15 protein-coding genes are annotated in these 17,227 nt (G+C 68.2%); 13 read left to right on the plus strand and 2 right to left on the minus strand.

What is annotated here, in order from left to right:
- Window positions 1-34: 34 nt before the first annotated feature.
- The 4 genes from FPT20_RS00310 (at window position 35) to FPT20_RS00325 (ending at window position 5,373) form a co-directional block, all read left to right on the plus strand.
- Window positions 35-1,393 carry an ABC transporter substrate-binding protein gene (locus FPT20_RS00310; RefSeq protein WP_233265323.1) on the plus strand — a complete coding sequence of 453 codons (1,359 nt, stop codon included), beginning with the start codon at window positions 35-37 and terminating at the stop codon, window positions 1,391-1,393.
- Between the two features lie 77 nt (window positions 1,394-1,470).
- Window positions 1,471-2,424, plus strand: coding sequence for a carbohydrate ABC transporter permease (locus tag FPT20_RS00315; RefSeq protein WP_158861703.1), 954 nt, complete (start codon window positions 1,471-1,473; stop codon window positions 2,422-2,424).
- Complete coding sequence (locus FPT20_RS00320) at window positions 2,417-3,358, plus strand: carbohydrate ABC transporter permease (RefSeq protein WP_158861704.1); 942 nt, start codon at window positions 2,417-2,419, stop codon at window positions 3,356-3,358. Before FPT20_RS00315 ends, FPT20_RS00320 begins: the two co-directional genes overlap by 8 nt.
- On the plus strand, window positions 3,355-5,373 hold the full coding sequence (locus FPT20_RS00325) for a beta-galactosidase (RefSeq protein ID WP_158861705.1): 2,019 nt from the start codon (window positions 3,355-3,357) through the stop codon (window positions 5,371-5,373). Before FPT20_RS00320 ends, FPT20_RS00325 begins: the two co-directional genes overlap by 4 nt.
- Before the next feature lie 21 nt (window positions 5,374-5,394).
- Here FPT20_RS00325 and uxaC read toward each other — a convergent pair whose 3' ends face one another.
- Together uxaC and FPT20_RS00335 are read right to left on the minus strand one after the other, a co-directional pair.
- On the minus strand, window positions 5,395-6,810 hold the full coding sequence (gene uxaC, locus FPT20_RS00330; protein ID WP_158861706.1) for a glucuronate isomerase: 1,416 nt from the start codon (window positions 6,808-6,810) through the stop codon (window positions 5,395-5,397).
- Window positions 6,807-7,847 (minus strand): LacI family DNA-binding transcriptional regulator, encoded by a 1,041-nt coding sequence (locus FPT20_RS00335; RefSeq protein ID WP_158861707.1) that lies wholly within the window; start codon window positions 7,845-7,847, stop codon window positions 6,807-6,809. The genes uxaC and FPT20_RS00335 overlap by 4 nt, the downstream gene beginning before the upstream one ends.
- 146 nt (window positions 7,848-7,993) lie before the next feature.
- On the opposite strand from FPT20_RS00335, the gene FPT20_RS00340 reads away from it, so the two are divergent.
- Genes FPT20_RS00340 through FPT20_RS00380 form a run of 9 tightly spaced genes read left to right on the plus strand, consistent with a single transcriptional unit; the run spans window position 7,994 to window position 17,210 of the window.
- Window positions 7,994-9,349, plus strand: coding sequence for an ABC transporter substrate-binding protein (locus FPT20_RS00340; RefSeq protein WP_158861708.1), 1,356 nt, complete (start codon window positions 7,994-7,996; stop codon window positions 9,347-9,349).
- Window positions 9,350-9,362: 13 nt separating this feature from the next.
- The gene (locus FPT20_RS00345; RefSeq protein WP_158861709.1) at window positions 9,363-10,343 is read left to right on the plus strand and encodes a carbohydrate ABC transporter permease; all 981 of its coding nucleotides are present in this window, start codon (window positions 9,363-9,365) and stop codon (window positions 10,341-10,343) included.
- A 14-nt stretch (window positions 10,344-10,357) separates the two neighbouring features.
- Window positions 10,358-11,257 (plus strand): carbohydrate ABC transporter permease, encoded by a 900-nt coding sequence (locus tag FPT20_RS00350; protein WP_158867675.1) that lies wholly within the window; start codon window positions 10,358-10,360, stop codon window positions 11,255-11,257.
- Window positions 11,258-12,109: a sugar phosphate isomerase/epimerase family protein gene (locus FPT20_RS00355; RefSeq protein WP_199245619.1), complete on the plus strand. Its 852-nt coding sequence runs from the start codon at window positions 11,258-11,260 to the stop codon at window positions 12,107-12,109.
- Window positions 12,106-13,257: a Gfo/Idh/MocA family protein gene (locus FPT20_RS00360; RefSeq protein WP_158861710.1), complete on the plus strand. Its 1,152-nt coding sequence runs from the start codon at window positions 12,106-12,108 to the stop codon at window positions 13,255-13,257. Before FPT20_RS00355 ends, FPT20_RS00360 begins: the two co-directional genes overlap by 4 nt.
- Window positions 13,254-14,117 (plus strand): sugar phosphate isomerase/epimerase family protein, encoded by an 864-nt coding sequence (locus tag FPT20_RS00365; protein ID WP_158861711.1) that lies wholly within the window; start codon window positions 13,254-13,256, stop codon window positions 14,115-14,117. The genes FPT20_RS00360 and FPT20_RS00365 overlap by 4 nt, the downstream gene beginning before the upstream one ends.
- Complete coding sequence (locus FPT20_RS00370; RefSeq protein ID WP_233265324.1) at window positions 14,114-15,430, plus strand: mannitol dehydrogenase family protein; 1,317 nt, start codon at window positions 14,114-14,116, stop codon at window positions 15,428-15,430. The genes FPT20_RS00365 and FPT20_RS00370 overlap by 4 nt, the downstream gene beginning before the upstream one ends.
- Window positions 15,427-16,677, plus strand: coding sequence for a D-mannonate dehydratase ManD (manD, locus tag FPT20_RS00375; protein ID WP_158861712.1), 1,251 nt, complete (start codon window positions 15,427-15,429; stop codon window positions 16,675-16,677). Before FPT20_RS00370 ends, manD begins: the two co-directional genes overlap by 4 nt.
- The gene (locus tag FPT20_RS00380; protein WP_233265325.1) at window positions 16,674-17,210 is read left to right on the plus strand and encodes a gluconokinase; all 537 of its coding nucleotides are present in this window, start codon (window positions 16,674-16,676) and stop codon (window positions 17,208-17,210) included. Before manD ends, FPT20_RS00380 begins: the two co-directional genes overlap by 4 nt.
- Window positions 17,211-17,227 lie beyond the last annotated feature (17 nt).

The raw sequence follows: 17,227 nt of genomic DNA on the forward strand, positions 1-17,227 counted from the left end.
ACTCCCCGAGAAACCAAGAGAGAGAGAAACGCTCATGAGCAAGAAAGCACCGAGAACAGCACTGGCGCTGGGCACCGGCCTCCTGGCTGCCGCGCTCGTGCTCACCGGCTGCACCGGAGGGGGCGCCGGCGCCTCGGACGCCGGCAAGCCCGTCACGCAAGCCGAGATCGACAAGGCGATGACGACCCCGACGACCCTCACCTTCTGGACCTGGGTGCCCGACATCAAGAACGAGGTGGCGCTGTTCGAGAAGAAGTACCCGGCCATCAAGGTCAACGTCGAGAGTGTAGGCCAGGGCGCGCCGCACTACCAGAAACTGCGAACGGCGCTCAAGGCAGGCAAGGGCGCGCCGGATGTGGCGCAGATGGAGTTCCAGTACATCTCGTCCTTCACGGTCACCGACAGCCTTCTGAACCTCGCCCCCTACGGCGCGTCCGATCTGGGCGACCAGTACGTGCCGTGGGTGTGGAACCAGGTCAAGCAGAACGACGGCGTCTACGCGATCCCGCAGGACTCGGGGCCGATGGGCAACCTCTACCGGGAGGACATCCTGTCGAAGGCGGGCATCACCGCACCTCCGAAGACCTGGGACGAGTACGCGGCGGACGCTGCGACCGTCAAGGAGAAGACGGGCGCATACATGTCGAACCTCGCTTCCGGACAGGCCGGCCAGATGCTCGGACTGATGTGGCAGGCCGGAGTCAAGCCGTTCGGCTACGACGGCAAGAAGGGCGTCAAGGTCGACGTCAACAGTGCGGAGGCCAAGAAGGTCGCCGCGTACTGGCAGGACCTGATCCAGAAGGGCTACGTCTCGACCGACCCCGACTTCACCGACAGCTGGTACCAGGGTCTGGCCAACGGGAAGTACGCCGGCTGGCTCACCGCGGCATGGGCGCCGGTCTTCCTGCAGGGGACGGCGGCGAAGACCTCGGGTCTCTGGCGGGCGGCGGAACTGCCGCAGACGCCCGGGAGCAAGGCTGCGTCCGGCAACTGGGGAGGCTCGTCCGATGCCGTTCTGAAGACGACCAAGAACCCGATCGCGGCCTACGAGCTGGCCAAGTTCATCAACAATGACCCCGAGTCCACACTCATGCTCGCGACCAAGCAGTTCCTGTTTCCGACCTCGACAGCGACCCTCAAGGACCCCGAGTTCGTCGACCAGCAGGCGCAGTTCTACGGCGGCCAGAAGGTCAACGAGCTGTTCGCCGGAATCTCGACCACCGTCGACACCGAGTTCGATTGGCTCCCCTACATGGACTACGCCTACTCGAGCTACACGGAGACGGTCGGCAAGGCGCTCGCAGCCAAGGGCGACCTCTCGGCCGGATTGGATGCATGGCAGAAGGCGCTCGTGACCTACGGCACCCAGCAGGGCTTCTCCGTCAACAAGTAGCGGCGAACCACGTCGGCGGCGGGCGTGTGTCCCGCCGCCGGCATGGCCGACGTGCACCGAACAAGGGAGTTCACACCATGACCCAGTCCGTCGCGCCCGCCCGGGTGCGTGACCGATGGGCCGCGAGCGACCCGCGGCCCCGGCGCAACGCCAACCAGCGACGGCTGAACCGCGCCGCCTACCTGTTCGTCGCGCCCTTCATGCTCGTCTTCGTCGTGATGCTGCTGCTGCCGCTGTTCTACTCCGGATACTTGAGCCTGTTCACGACGCAGCTCATCGGGGGGCAGACGTTCGCGTGGTTCGCGAACTACATCCGCGCGTTCACGGATCCGGATTTCCTGGCCGGCCTCGGGCGCATGGCGCTGTTCCTGATCATCCAGGTCCCGATCATGCTGGCGCTGTCCCTGTTCTTCGCTCTCGCGCTCGACAGCGGGCGGGTGCGCGGCTCGATCGCCCTACGGCTGCTCATCTTCCTGCCGTTCGCCGTTCCCGGTGTCGTCGCGACACTGATGTGGGGGTATCTCTACGGCAACGACTTCGGTCCGATCGCGCAGACGTTCCGCGCCGTCGGGCTCGCCGCCCCCGATCTCCTGAGCGCTCAGAACATGCTCGGCTCGATGATGAACATCGTCACCTGGGCGTTCGTCGGCTACAACATGATCATCATGTACGCGGCCCTGCGGTCGATTCCGGCCGAGCTCTTCGAGGCGGCCGAGATCGACGGCGCCGGCCAATGGCGTGTCGCATGGAGCATCAAGATTCCCGGCATCCGTCCGGCGATCATCCTGACGATCATCTTCTCGATCATCGGGACCTTCCAGCTCTTCAACGAACCGAGCTTGCTCCACGCGATCGCCCCCGACGTGATCGACAACGGCTACACCCCGAATTACTACGCGTACAACCTGGCGTTCACCAATCAGGACGTCAACTACGCCGCAGCCATCGCCTTCCTGCTCGGACTGGTGATCGCGATCGTGTCGTACGTCGTGCAACTCACCACCCAGCGGAGGGAGGCCCGCAATGAGTGAATCCGCGACCCGTATCGCTCCGATCCCGGTCCGCGAGGCAGAGCCGCAGCGCCGCGGCGCTCGGGGACCCGCGAAGGCCTACAACCGCGAGACCCGCCGGAGCACGCTGTTGACGGTGCTGCTCTGGATCTGCGCCCTGTATTTCGTGCTGCCGATCGTCTGGCTGTTCATCGCGTCGACGAAGAGCAACGGCGACCTCTTCACAACATTCGGTTTCGCCTTCGGACGTTCCTTCGAGCTGTTCTCCAATATCGGCGCCGTCTTCACCGTGCAGAACGGCATCTACGTGCATTGGGCGATCAATACCCTCGTCTATGCCCTGGTGAGCGCCGTAGGAGCGTCGCTGCTGGCGACGATGGCCGGCTATGCCTTCGCCAAGTACCGGTTCCCCGGCGCGACCGCCATGTTCAGCGTCGTCCTGGGGGCGATCATGATCCCGCTCACGGCGCTGGCGCTGCCCACCTATCTCATGTTCAGCCAGCTCGGGATCACGAACACTCCGGCCGCCGTCATCGTGCCTTCCCTGGTCAGCCCGTTCGGCGTATTCCTCATGCGCGTCTATGCGGCCGACGCCCTTCCCGACTCGATGATCGAGGCGGCCCGGGTCGACGGCGCCGGTGAGTTCCGGATCTTCTGGCAGGTGGGACTGCGTCTGCTCGCGCCGGGCATCGTCACCGTCTTCCTCTTCGCGCTAGTGGGGACGTGGAACAACTATTTCCTGCCGCTCATCATGCTGAACAGCTCAGACCTGTACCCGCTCACCGTCGGCTTGGCTCAGCAGCAGGCCACGAGCGCGGCAGGCGGGGGATCGCAGGCGCTGTTCTCGGTCGTCATCACCGGGTCGCTCGTGTCGATCATCCCCTTGGTCATCGCGTTCCTCTTCCTGCAGCGGTACTGGACGACCGGACTCGCGAGCGGGAGCGTGAAGGAATGAGCGACGCGGCGCGGGCGAAAGCCTTCGGCTACGGAGGCGATTACAACCCCGAGCAATGGGCGCCGGAGATCTGGCGCGAAGACGTCGAGCTGATGAAGCGGGCCGGGGTGAACCTCGTGTCGGTCGGCATCTTCTCCTGGGCGCGGATCGAGCCTCGGGACGGCGAATTCGACTTCGCTTGGCTCGACGACGTCCTCGATCTCCTCCACCAGGGAGGGATCAGGGTCGATCTCGCCACGGCGACGGCGTCGCCTCCGCCGTGGCTGGCGCTGAAGCACCCGGAGTTGCTCCCCGTGACCGCGGATGGCGTCACGCTCTCCTCCGGGAGCCGGCAGGCGTACTGCCCGAGTTCGCCGGTCTATCGGCACTATGCGGCCCGTCTGGTGCGGGCGATCGTCGATCGATATGCGGAGCATCCAGCGCTGGCGCTCTGGCACGTCAACAACGAGTACGGCTGCCACGTCAGCCGCTGCTACTGCGACGCGTCGGCGACCGCCTTCCGGTCCTGGCTCGAACAGAGGTACTCCACGATCGAGGCGCTCAACGACGCCTGGGGCACCGCCTTCTGGTCGCAGCACTACGCCGCATTCGACGAGATCCTGCCGCCGCGCGCGGCACCGACCTTCAAGAACCCCACCCAGCTGCTCGACTTCGACCGGTTCAGCTCCGACGAGCTGCTCGCATGCTTCCGGGCGGAGAAGGAGATCATCCGCTCCCGGTCGACCGTGCCGATCACCACGAACTTCATGGGCTTCTTCAAGCCGGCCGACTACTGGGCGTGGGCTCGGGAGGTCGACATCGTGTCAGACGACTCCTACCCGGACCCTGCCGACCCGCTCTCGCCGGTGTATGGGGCCATGCAGCGCGACCTGATGCGGTCCCTCGGCGGCGGCAAGCCCTGGCTGCTGATGGAGCAATCCCCCGGAGCGGTCAACTGGCGCGAGCGAAACGCAGCGAAGCGACCCGGGCAGATGCGGGCGTGGTCGTACCAGAGCATCGCCCGGGGCGCGGACGGCATCATGTTCTTCCAATGGCGCCAAGCCGTGGCCGGGGCCGAGAAGTTCCACGCCGGAATGGTTCCGCACAGCGGCACGGATACCCGGATCTTCCGTGAGGTCGAACAGCTCGGCTCTGAGCTGGCGGCGCTGTCCGAGCGCGAAGGACCCCTCGGCGCCGCCGTTCCGGCGTCGGTGGCGGTTGTCCTCGACTGGGACTCGTGGTGGGCCATCGAACAGGAGGCGTCCCCGACGGCGATCGATTATCTCGCCGGCGTCTTCGCCTGGTACCGGGCGCTTTTCGCCGCGGGCGCCACGGTCGACTTCGTGCGGCCGACGGACGATCTCGCTCGTTACGCCGTCGTCGTCGTTCCGTCGCTGTTCGTCGCGGACGACGCGCAGCTGGCGGCTCTGGCGGGCTACGCGGCCGACGGAGGCACCCTGGTCGTCGGCTACCAGTCGGCCATCCTCGACAAGGATCTGCACGTGCGGACCGGAGGGTACCTGGGCGCGCTCCAGCAGACGCTCGGCATCCGGATCGAGGAGTTCGCGCCTCCCGCGGCACCCGACCTCGCAGCCCTCGGCGGCGGTGAGCCGCCGAGGCTGCGGGTCCGCGGCGATGCGATCGGCGGCACCGGGTCCGCGTCGCTGTGGGCCGAGTACGTCCGCGCGGATTCCGCTGAGGTGCGCGTGGTGTTCGACGGTGGCGTGCTCCACGGCTTCCCCGCGGTGACCCGTCGCCGTTCCGGCTCGGGTGAGGCGTGGTACGTCGCCACCCTTCTCGATGACGACGCGCTCCTCGTCCTCCTCGACGGCATCATGACATCGGCGGGCGTCGAGCGGGGCCCCCGTGTGCCGGGGGTGGAGGTCGTCCGCCGCGGACGTCATCTCATCGCCATCAACCACACGGATGAACCGGTCGAGATCGACCTGCCGGGCGCCGACCTCCTCACCGGGGCGGGCGCGAGCGGTCGCACGCTGGAGGCGCAGGGTGTCGCGATCGTCGGAGGGCTCCCCTGACGACCGCGGCACACCCCGGCGTCAGCCCAGGCGGAAGGTGGCACGCGGTACGTCATCGACGAGCCGGCGCGCGATGCGGAATGCGTCCTCCTCGGAGACCTGATGGGTGAGCACCAGCGAGGCGAGATACGACGAGTCCACACGCCGCGACATGTCGTGGCGGGCCGGAATGGAGCAGAACGCGCGCGTGTCGTCGATGAATCCGCTCGTCTTGGTGAACCCGGCGCTGTCTGTGATGGCTTGGCGGTAGCGGAGTATCGCCGCAGGCGTGTCGAGGAACCACCACGGGGCGCCGGCGTAGACCGAGGGGTAGAAGCCCGCCAGCGGCGCGATCTCGCGAGAGAAGGTCGACTCGTCGACGGTGAAGAGCACGAGACGGAAGGTCGGATTCGTGCCGAAGTCGCGCAGGATCGGCGCGAGCGGGGCGGTGAATGCGCCCACGGCCGGGAGATCGTGTCCGGTGTCGGGGCCGTACGCCTCGAACGTCGGCCGGTGATGGTTGCGGTGGACGCCGGGATGGAGTTGCATCACCAGTCCGTCGTCGGCGGACATCTCCGCCAGCCGGTAGAGCATGTTGCGGCGGTAGGCCACGGCCTCCCCGGACGTCATCGACCCGTCGAGCGCGGCACGATGAATGCGCGAGGCCTCCGCCGGCTCGAGGGGTTCGCAGCCGGCGTCGAGGACGCCCGTGTCGGTGGCCGTCGCTCCCGCCGCGGCGAACGCCGCTCGGCGCGCGCGCAGCGCCTCCAGCAGACCGGCATACGTGGAGGTGTCGACATCGGCTCGCTCGGCGAGCGCGCGGAGCCGGACCGGCCAGTCCTGCTCCTCCGGGTGCATGTAGCGGTCGGCGCGGAACGTGGGGACGACGCGCCCCGTGAAGGTCGGATCGGACGCGAGGCGAGCGTGCGCCTCGAGGTCGTCGGCCGGGTCGTCGGTGGTGGCGAGCACCGCGATGCGGAACCGATCGAACAGCGCCCGCGGGCGGAACTCCGGCGAAGCAAGCGTCGCAGAGAGCTGGTCGTAGAGGTCGTCGGCGTTCGCGGGCGACGGCTGCTCGGTGAGGCCGAACACCTCGCTGAACTCCGACTCGAACCAGAACCGCACCGGCGTGCCGAGGAAGAGATCCCAGTGCTCGCAGAGCGTCCTCCAGACCGTGCGTCCGGGCACCTCGGAGGGCACGCCGTCGCGGGCCAGTCCGAGATCGCTGAGAGGGACTCCGACCGCGTGCAGCATCCGTGTGACGTAGTGATCCGGTGTGATCAGGAGGGCGGACGGGTCGGGGAACGGCTCGTCGTCGGCCAGCACGGACGCCGGCACGTGTCCGTGGGGGGAGACGATCGGGAGGTCTGCGACGGCTGCGTGGAGCCGACGCGCCAGCGCGCGTTCTGCGGGGTCTGCGGGGAAGAGTCGATCCGGGTGCGGGGCGAGCGCGGTCATGCGCGTCCTTTCGTTGGTGCCGGCCCGGTGGAGGCGCGAACAGTGAGATGAGTGGGCAAGGTCGCCTCCTGACGGGTGGCCGGCGCCGGCGTGTCCTGGAGGCGTCCGAGGAGCATGGCGACGGCCGTTCGGCCGGCCTGTTCGATCGGGGCGGTGAGCGTCGTCAGCGGCGGGTTGCAGAAGTCGGCGCCGAAGATGTCGTCGCACCCGACCAGGGAGACGTCGCCTGGGACGTCCACCCCGCGCTCCCGGAACCGGGGGAGCATGCCGATCGCGAGGAGATCGTTGAATGCCAGGCACGCGGTGGCCCCGCTGTGCAGCACGGCATCGGCAGCGGCAGGGCCCGCGTAGAGCCGCGGCGCGAACGGGCCGATCCGGCGCGCTCTGACTCCGTACAGCTCGGCGGCCCGGACCATGGCGCGCCAGCGGCGTTCGCCCGACCAGGAGCTCTCGGGTCCAGCCGCGTACACGAGGTCCGAATGGCCGAGCGAGACCAGGTGGCCGACGGCTTGCTCGACCCCGTTGGGGGTGTCGATGAACACGCTGGGGACGCCGCGAGTCTGCCGGTTGACGGCGACCAGGGGCATCTCCGAGGCGATCGTCGTCAGCCGCCGGTCCGTCAGCCGCGAGGCGGCGAGGATCGCCCCGTCGAAGGAGGGACGGAGCATCCGGAGCATGCCGTCCTCCAGCTCTTCGGACTCTTCCGTGTCGACGAGGATCTGAGTGTATCCGGCTGCTTTGAGCTGATGCTGCGTACCCCGGATGATGCCGAAGTAGTAGGGGTTGGTCACGTCCATGACGAGCACCGCGACGGCACGAGTCCGGCCGCTGGTCAGCGCCCGAGCTTGAGAGTTCGGGATGTAGTTGAGTTCCCGTGCGGCCCGCTGGATCCGCTCCCTCGTCGCGGCGTTGACGCGACCGGGATTGGACAGGGCGCGCGAGACGGTCGATGTCGCGACGCCGCAGGCAGCGGCGACGTCCGCCAGTGTTGCGGGCCTCTCCGGGGCCGCACCCGCCGACGGTGGCTGGTAACTCATATCCGTATCCCATCACGAAATGGCAAACTTTGGCAATCGCTTGCGTTAAATTTGTCGCACTCTCTACAGTCAGCTCAAGCCCCCCGGGACAGAGCCGGCTTTCCGGGCCCCCATATCGATCACCATCCTCAAGGGAGAGACATACGATGAGATCTCGTTTCACGCTGGCAGCGTCGGCGGGAGTCGCCGCCCTGGCGCTGCTGCTCGCGGGATGTTCCGCGAGCACGAGCCAGCCCACCAGCAGTGCCAAGCTCGACGGACGGGGCAAGACCCTCGATGTCATGGTCAACGCCAACGGCAATTTCCCCACCCAGCAGCAGCAGTGGTTCGCGGATGTGTCGGATCAGTTCCAGAAGGAGACCGGCGCCACGGTCAAGTTCGAGACGTTCGCCACGGCGAACGACGAGCTGACCAAGATCCAGACGTCCGTCCTCAGCGGACAGGGTCCGGACATCTACAGCCTGGGAACCACCTTCACCCCGACCGCCTACTCGACCGGCGCCTTCGTCAAGCTCACCGACGCCGAATGGGCCAAGGTGGGCGGCCGCGACCGCTTCGTGCCTGCCACGCTCGGAATCTCGGGCCCCGACGCCAAGGACCAGGTCGGGATCCCGTTCGCGAGCCGGCCGTTCGTGATGGCCTACAACAAAGACCTCCTCGCTGCGGCGGGCATCGACAAGCCTGCCACCACGTGGGACGGGCTGGCCGAGCAGGCCAAGAAGCTCACCTCGGGGGACGTGCACGGCATGGCGATCGCCTATGCCGATACGTTCGATCCGTGGAAGTTCGTCTGGGCGATGTCGATGCAGCAGGGCAACACGATCCTCGACCCCAAGACGAAGAAGGCCACGATCGACGACCCCGCGGTGAAGAAGGCGTACGAGACCTACTTCGGCTGGCTGACCGATGACAAGATCGTGGACCCGGCTTCCGTCGGCTGGAAGAACGCGCAGGCGGTCGCCGCCTTCGCCGCCGGCAAGGCCGCATTCCTGCCGATGGTCTCCTCATCGTCCCGCGTGACGCTGGACAAGTCTGCGGTCGCGGGCAAGTACGCCTACGCCGTGATGCCCACGGTTCCTCCCGGGTCGACCTCGCTCCCGGCCGGAGGCAAGGGCGCCGCGACGATCATCTCGGGTGACAACATGGTGGTCGCCAAGTACTCGAAGAACCAGGATCTCGCGTTCGCCCTGATCAAGATGCTGACGAGCGCCGAGAACCAGGAGCAGTACACGAAGATCTTCGGGGATCTCCCGACGAACGCGACCGCCGCGAAGCAGGTCGAGGACGGCAACGAGCTGATCGCTCCCATCCTCGAGGCCGGCAAGAAGGCGTACAGCACTCCGTTCAGCGGCGCCTGGGGTGACACGCAGCTGGCCCTCGTCAACGTGGTGGTCCAGTCGATCCCGGGCCTGTCGAGCGGCAAGGTCTCCTCGGCCGACCTCGACGCAAAACTCAAGGCTGCGCAGGACACCGCGCAGAGCGCGCTGAGCAAGTCGAAGTGATCCGAGGCGCTCGATGTCGAACTCCACTCTGACCACGTCTTCGGACCAGGTCGTGACGGGCGCGCCGCCCGCGGGGAACACCCCCGCGGGCGGCCGCCCGGCCCGTCGGCGCAGAGGCGAGCGGAACCGCCCGCTCTGGATGCTGCTCCCCGGCGGCATCCTCATGCTCATCGTCATCGCGGTGCCCCTGTGCGTCGCCGTGATCATGACGACGCTCGATCTGGACCAGTACACCCTCCAGAGCTGGCTCCAGGCGCCCTTCATCGGTCTCGGGAACTACATCGAGGCGGTCACGGCATCGCCCCTTCTGCGGTCGATCGGAATCAGCGTCTCGTTCGCGGTGATCGCGGCACTGGTGACCATGCCGATCGGGGTGGCCGCCGCGCTCGCGACTCAGAACCGCTTCCGCGGCCGTGCTCTTGTCCGCTCCCTGTTCCTCATCCCGTACGTGGTGCCGGGATTCGTGGTCGGCACCCTCTGGCGGACCATGCTCCAACCCGGAGGCGTCGTCGACACGACGCTGGGTTCCATCGGCATCCACCCCGGGCTCTGGCTCAACGGGCCCCTGAGCTACTGGGCACTCATCATCGTCCAGATCTGGGCATCGTGGCCCTTCTTCTACCTGCTGGTGCTGGCCGGGCTCCAATCGGTCGACCATGAGGTGCACGAGGCGGCCGCCCTGGATGGCGCCACCTGGTGGATCAAACTGCGGGACATCGTGCTCCCGTACCTGCGCGGACCGATCTTCCTCGCGCTGATCATCGCCTTCCTCCACAACATCAATGCCTTCACGCTGCCGTTCGTGCTGTTCGGCGTTCCCGCACCGCAGGATGTCGACGTTCTGCCCGTGCTCACCTACGTGACCAGCTTCCAGAGCTTCCGTTTCGGCCTGAGCGCCGCGATGGCCGTCTGCTCGCTCGTGCTGATCGCCGTCCCCCTGTACGTCTACCTTCGAGCCGTGAAGCTCGACTCCGGAGAGGAGGAGCAGCGATGACCGAGACGCGTGCGATGCTTGCCGTCTCCGCGCCGAAGCCGGCGCGCCGGCGCGGCCCTGCGTCCGACGTCACCAGGCTCCTGCCGCGCCCCCTGCTCGTGGCGGTCATCGCAGTCCTGCTGACCGTGGTGCTCGGACCCGTCCTCTACATGGTGTTCTCCTCGGTGAACTCGGATGTCTCCGTCGCCTCGGGGGCGTTCTTCCCCACGGAGCTCCACTTGGACAACTACCTCAAGGTGTGGAGCACCGTCGATCTCGGCACCGGCCTGATGAACAGCGTCATCATCTGCAGCGGCGTCGCAGTCGTCTGCGCGTTCCTGGCGGTGGCCACGGCCTACGTCCTGGTGCGCTACGAGTTCCGGGGCCGGCTCACGTTCCTTCGCGGGCTCCTCGGGCTCCAGTCGATCCCGGGCACTCTCATGCTCCTGCCCGTCTTCGTGCTGTTCTCCTCGATCGCCACGGCCTTGGGCGTGCAGATCATCGGGACGCGCACGGCGGTCTTCATCACCTACCTCACGTTCGCTCTGCCGTTCTCGACCTGGGTGATGGTGACCTACCTCCGCGGGCTGCCGAAGGCGCTCGAGGAGGCTGCCCGCATCGACGGCGCGTCATCGTGGCGCATCCTCACCCAGATCGTGATCCCGCTCAGCTGGCCCGGGATCGTCGTCTCCGGCATCTTCGCCTTCCTGCTCGGCTGGAACGACGTGCTCTTCGCCTCGGTCCTCACCAATCCCGAGACGCGCACGGCGGCGGTCGCACTGCAGGTGTTCGCCGCCTCCCAGGAAGGCGGGGCCGTTCCCATCTACGGGCAGATGATGGCCGCATCGCTCATATGCGCCGTGCCGGTCGTCGTGCTGTACCTCGTATTCCAGCGCTACCTGATCGGTGGCCTCACCAGTGGAGGAGTGAAGTAAGTGAGTGACGTTTCCGGGGTGTCCTGGCAGCTGTCCGGATTCGGCGACGAGATCGACCCGGACCCGGCTGTTCAGGTAGCCGTTCTGCAGGCGCTGGGCGCGAACCACATCGAGGTCCGGAGCGCCTGGGGCGTCAACGTGGTCGATCTCGACAACGCACAGCTCGACCGGCTCGCCGGCGTCTTGGCCGAGCGCGGCATGCGCGTCTCCGCCATCGCATCGCCGATCGGGAAGGTCGACGTGTCGCTGCCGGTGGAGCACGAGATCGAGCGGCTGGGCCGTGCGATCGAGGCCGCGAAGCGGCTCGACTCGCGCTACATCCGCGTGTTCTCGTTCTACCGGGGCGCCGGGGTTCCCGTCGAGAGCATTCGCGAAGCCGTCATCACTCGGATGCTTGCGCTCGCTGAATCCGCGGACGCCGCCGGAGTCGTGCTGCTGCATGAGAACGAGAAGGACATCTACGGCGACACGCCCGAGCGATGCCTCGACATCGTCGAGTCTGTCGGTTCGAGCGCACTGCGGCTCGCCTGGGACAGCGCGAACTTCGTTCAAGTGGGCGTGGGCCGCCCGTTCGATGACGGCTATGAGCTGCTCCGCCCGCACCTCGAATACCTCCAGGTGAAGGACGCCCTCTCGGCAACCTCTGAGGTCGTCCCCGCCGGGGAGGGCGACGGGGAGGTGCTCAAGACGATCACCGCTCTGCGGGACGACGGCTACGTCGGCTTCGCCTCGCTCGAGCCGCACCTCACCGACGTGAACGCCCTCGGGGGATTCTCCGGGCCCGCCGCCTTCGGCGTCGCCGCCCGTGCTTTCCGTCGCCTCACAGACCAGATCGGAGTCACCCTCGCATGACCGGCAGCACCGCCTCCATGCCCCTGCGCGTCGCCATCGTCGGCTGCGGCATCATCGGCCTCAACCACGCCCGAGCGATTCTCCGGCATCCCGACCTGGTCATCACGGCGCTCGTGGACGCCGTCTCCGAGGCGGCCACCGCCCTCGCCGACCAGATCGTGGCCGAGCATGGCACGCCACGGCCGGCCGAGTTCGGTTCGTTGGCCGCCGCGCTCGCCGGATCGGATTTCGAAGTGGTCGTCATCTGCACGCCGAGCGGCCTCCACGTTGCGCTGGCCGAGGAAGCCCTCACGGCCGGCAAGCACGTGGTCATCGAGAAGCCGCTCGACGTCTCCATGCCGAGAGCGCGGGAGATCCTGACCCTGTCGCAGCGGGCCGAGCAGCAGGGGCTGCTCGTCTCCGTCATCAGCCAGCACCGGTTCGACCCGGCATCGAAGGTCGTCGCTGACGCGGCGCACTCCGGGGGCTTCGGTCGTCTCACCAGCGGTGTCGCCTCCGTGGCCTGGTGGCGGAGCCAGGAATACTACGATTCCGGCGACTGGCGAGGCACCTGGGAGCTCGACGGCGGCGGCGCACTGATGAACCAGGGCGTCCACACGGTCGACCTCCTCGTCTGGTTCCTCGGGAGGCCGGTCGAGATCGACGCGCGGACGGCGCTCCTCGCACACGAGCGGATCGAAGTCGAAGATGTCGCGGTCGCCACGATCCGCTTCGACTCGGGCGCGCTGGCCGTGCTGCACGCGACGACCGCCGCATATCCGGGACTCTCCGTGCGCATCCAGGTGCACGGAGACCGGGGGTCGGCGATCATCCACGACGACCAGCTCGAGTACTTCTCGGCGCCCGACGCCGGGTCGCCGGACAGTCCGGGCAATATCGCAGCCGACCTGCTGCCCGCGAGTGAGGTGCGCGGAGGGGACCGCGGACCCGATCAGTTCGTGATCGGCCACCTGCGTCAGTACGAGGACATCGTCGCGGCGATCCGCGAGGGGCGCGCACCCGGCGTGACCGTCGCTGACGCCTTCCTCTCGCTCGCCGTCGTGCGCGGCGTCTACCTTTCGGCGAGCCTCGGGAGACCGGTGCTTCTCGACGAGGTGCTCGACGGCGCACTCGACGACGTCGTCGTCTCCACCGGGGTGCACGCATGAAGTTCTCCGTCTTCACGGCGTCCACCCCGGAGTGGACGCCCGAGCAGGCCGTCCGCATCCTCGCCCAGCAGGGCTGGGAGGGGGTCGAGTGGCGCATCGTCGACCAGCAGCCCGCCGACGAGCCGGGATTCTGGTCGGGCAACCGGGCCACCTGGCCCCTCTCGGGCCTGGAGGGCGCCCTCGCCGAGATCGCTGCGGTCACGCGGAGCGCCGGACTCGAGATCTCCGGGATCGGGGGCTACGTTCGGTGCGACGATCACGAGAACGTGGACCGCATGCTCGCCGCGACGGCCGCACTCGGCGCGCGGCAGGTGCGGGTCCTCATGCCCCGGACCGATGAGGGCGAGTACCGCGACCTGTTCGCCGCCGCGCGGCGCGACCTGGAGCGCGTCTCCGCGACGGCGTCGTCGCTCGGGGTGAAGGCGCTCGTCGAGCTCCACCACGAGACGATCACCTCGTCCGCCTCGGCAGCCTTCCGCCTGGTGGAAGGCCTGGATCCCGCCACGGTCGGCGTCATCCACGATCTCGGCAACCTCGTGATCGAAGGGTGGGAGCGCACGCTCTCCGCCTTCGAGCTGCTCGGGCCCTATCTTGCCCACGTCCACGTCAAGAACGTCGCATGGGTTCCCGGGGGCCCGGAGGCGGACGGCACCGTGCGCTGGCGACACGAATGGGCCCCCCTTCGCGAAGGCGTCGGCGATCTGGACGAGTACTTCCGGGCGCTGCGCGAATTCGGATACGACGGATGGGTGACGAGCGAGGACTTCTCGACCGTGCTGCCGCTCGAAGAGCGCACGCGCGACAACCTCGGCTACCTCCGCGCCGTGGAGGAGCGGACCCGGATTGCGGTGACCGCGTGATCCCTCCGGAGTCGATCGCGTCCGCGCGCCGGGCGCGTCATCCGGTCCGGGTGGCGCACCTGGGGCTGGGCGCGTTCCACCGCTCGCATCAGGCCTGGTACACCGAGCTCGCCAATGCCTCCGAGGGAGCCGGCGAGGGCTGGGGGATAGCGGCCTTCACCGGCCGCTCACCGGCCGCTGCGCAAGTGCTGGCGGCCCAGGACTCGATGTACACCCTCATCGAGCGGGGGCCCGCCGGAGACTCCGCGGTGATCGTGGAGGCGCTCAGCCGAGTCCACGACGGAGGCGACGCCGACGCCTGGCGACGCACGCTCTCGGATCCGGACGTCGGCGTCCTCACTCTGACCGTGACCGAGGCCGGCTATCAGGCGGGATCGAGCGCGGCCCGTCGCGTGCTCGACGGACTTCGCGCCCGGTTCGAGGCCGGAGCGGGCGGGATAGCGGTGGTCAGCTGCGACAACCTTCCCCGGAACGGGGAGGTCATCAGAGATGTAGTGCTGGCGCTGGTCGAGGGCGGCACGGACTTCGACACGTGGCTCCGGACGGACGTCTCGTTCGTCTCGTCCATGGTGGACCGGATCACGCCGGCGGCGACGGACGCGGATCGCGAGACCGCGCTGTTGCTGACCGGCTTGTTCGATGCCGCACCCGTCGTCGCCGAGCCGTTCACCGAATGGATCCTGGCGGGCGACTTCCCGGCGGGACGTCCCGCATGGGATGCTGCCGGTGCTCATTTCGTCGACGACATCGTCCCGTACGAGCGTCGCAAGCTGTGGCTGCTGAATGCAGGCCACTCCCTTCTGGCCTACCACGGTCTGGCGGCCGGTCACGCGACGGTCGCGGAGGCCGTGTCGGACTCCGCCGTCGCGGCCGAGCTGGAGGCCCTGTGGAGCGAGCAGGGAACCGAGCTGCCCTTCGACTCGGCGACGATCGACATCGCCTTGAGCAGCCTGCGCTCCCGGTTCGGCAATGCGCGCATCGAGCACCGTCTCGTCCAGATCGCGTCGGACGGCTCGCAGAAGCTCGGCCCGCGCATCGTCGATGCGATCCGCTCGCGCCTGTCCGCGGGCCGCGATCCGGGTCAGGCACAGCTGGGCGTCCTGGCCGCATGGTGCGTGCACCTCACCGGGCCCGACGTGCGCGACCCCGGTGCCGCGAGCCTCATCTCCGAGCTGAGCCGGAGCGGTTCGCCCGAACAACGGGCGGCCGCAGTGTGGGCGGCCCTCGCCCCCGACCTCATCGATCTGACCGACCCGCTGGCGGCACGCATAGCGGCGGCCGACAGCACAATCTGGCAAGGAATCAACGCATGATCATCACCGCAGCAGACGTTCTGATCTCGAGTCCCGGACGGAACTTCGTCACCCTCCGCATCACCACGGACGACGGGTTCACCGGTCTCGGCGACGCCACCCTGAACGGGCGCGAGCTCGCTGTGGCCGCATACCTGAGCGAGCACGTGGTGCCGCTCCTGATCGGTCGCGATGCGCACCAGATCGAGGACACCTGGCAGTACCTGTACCGCGGCGCCTATTGGCGGCGCGGCCCGGTGACCATGGCCTCGATCGCCGCCGTCGACACCGCGCTCTGGGACATCAAGGCCAAGGTCGCCGGTCTGCCGCTGTACCAGCTGCTCGGCGGTCGCAGCCGCGAGGGCCTCCTCGTCTACGGGCACGCGTCGGGCGCCGAGCTGCCCGAGCTGTTCGATTCGATCACCGAGCACCTCGAGGAGGGGTACCGGGCTGTCCGTGTGCAGACCGGCATCCCGGGCCTGCCGTCGGTGTACGGCGTCGCCTCCAGCCGCAACGCCTCCGCCGGTGCGGACAGCGGCACGGACAGCCGCTACGACTACGAGCCGGCGCGGCGCAGCGCCGTCCCGGTGGAGGAGAGCTGGGACACTCGCGCGTACCTCCGGCACGCGCCGTCGGTCTTCGAGGCCGTGCGCAACGAGTTCGGGCCGGAGTTGCCCCTCCTGCACGACGCGCACCACCGGCTCACGCCGATCCAGGCGGCGAAGCTCGGCAAGTCGCTCGAGCCGTACGACCTGTTCTGGCTGGAGGACGTCACCCCGGCCGAGAACCAGGCGGCCCTGCGCCGGGTGCGCGAGCACACCACCACGCCCCTGGCGATCGGGGAGGTGTTCAACACCATCTGGGACTACCGCGAGTTGTTCGAGGAGCAACTGATCGACTACGTCCGCTCGCCCATCACCCATGCCGGCGGCATCACCGCCCTACGCCGCATCTTCGACTACGCGGCCGTATACCAGATCAAGTCCGGTGTGCACGGCCCGACCGATGTCTCCCCGGTGGGGCTCGCGGCGGCGATCCACCTCGGCATCGCCATCCCGAACTTCGGGATCCAGGAGTACATGCGGCACAGCGCGGACACCCACGAGGTCTTCCGCACCACCTACGCATTCGAGGACGGCATGCTGAAGCCCGGTGAGGCGGCCGGTCTGGGTGTCGAATACGACGACGCCGTGGCCGGGGCGTTCCCCTATGAGGCTGCCTACCTGCCGGTGAACCGTCTTCTCGACGGTTCCATGCACGACTGGTGAGCGCATCGGACTCCTCCCCGTCCGCCCCGCGCATCGTCGTCATGGGGGTGTCGGGGTCGGGGAAGACCACGATCGGTGCACTGCTCGCGAGCGAACTGGGCGTCCCGTTCGTCGACGGTGACTCGCTCCATCCCGCCGAGAACGTCCGCAAGATGGCGAGCGGCCTCCCGCTCGACGACGCCGACCGGGCACCGTGGCTCGACGCGGTGGGGGAGGTGCTCGGCTCCGCGCCCGACGGGCTCGTCGTGGCCTGCTCCGCGCTGCGTCGCCGCTACCGCGAGATCATCCGGGCCCGGTGTCCGCAAGCAGTGTTCGTGCATCTTTCGGGCTCGCGGGAGGTGCTCGCCGACCGCGTGGCGGGACGCAGCGGCCACTTCATGCCGGCCAGCCTCCTCGGCTCGCAGCTGGCGACCCTCGAACCGCTCGCCGCGGACGAGCGCGGCGGCGCGGTCGACATCGGCATGCCGGTTCCTGAGGTGGTCGCCGCAGCCGTGAAGCTGCTGTCGCAGACAGCCGTCGACCGGCGGTTCTGACCGGAGGGGCGCCACCC

It is taken from the genome of Leifsonia sp. AG29 (genome assembly GCF_009765225.1).
Taxonomy (GTDB): domain Bacteria; phylum Actinomycetota; class Actinomycetes; order Actinomycetales; family Microbacteriaceae; genus Leifsonia.

Coding starts and splice junctions, on each gene's coding strand:
- manD (WP_158861712.1), top strand. CDS start 15,427: ATGATCATCACCGCAGCAGACGTTCTGATCTCGAGTCCCGGACGGAAC.
- FPT20_RS00320 (WP_158861704.1), top strand. CDS start 2,417: ATGAGTGAATCCGCGACCCGTATCGCTCCGATCCCGGTCCGCGAGGCA.
- FPT20_RS00335 (WP_158861707.1), bottom strand. CDS start 7,847: ATGAGTTACCAGCCACCGTCGGCGGGTGCGGCCCCGGAGAGGCCCGCA.
- FPT20_RS00315 (WP_158861703.1), top strand. CDS start 1,471: ATGACCCAGTCCGTCGCGCCCGCCCGGGTGCGTGACCGATGGGCCGCG.
- uxaC (WP_158861706.1), bottom strand. CDS start 6,810: ATGACCGCGCTCGCCCCGCACCCGGATCGACTCTTCCCCGCAGACCCC.
- FPT20_RS00340 (WP_158861708.1), top strand. CDS start 7,994: ATGAGATCTCGTTTCACGCTGGCAGCGTCGGCGGGAGTCGCCGCCCTG.
- FPT20_RS00360 (WP_158861710.1), top strand. CDS start 12,106: ATGACCGGCAGCACCGCCTCCATGCCCCTGCGCGTCGCCATCGTCGGC.
- FPT20_RS00365 (WP_158861711.1), top strand. CDS start 13,254: ATGAAGTTCTCCGTCTTCACGGCGTCCACCCCGGAGTGGACGCCCGAG.
- FPT20_RS00350 (WP_158867675.1), top strand. CDS start 10,358: ATGCTTGCCGTCTCCGCGCCGAAGCCGGCGCGCCGGCGCGGCCCTGCG.
- FPT20_RS00310 (WP_233265323.1), top strand. CDS start 35: ATGAGCAAGAAAGCACCGAGAACAGCACTGGCGCTGGGCACCGGCCTC.
- FPT20_RS00345 (WP_158861709.1), top strand. CDS start 9,363: ATGTCGAACTCCACTCTGACCACGTCTTCGGACCAGGTCGTGACGGGC.
- FPT20_RS00325 (WP_158861705.1), top strand. CDS start 3,355: ATGAGCGACGCGGCGCGGGCGAAAGCCTTCGGCTACGGAGGCGATTAC.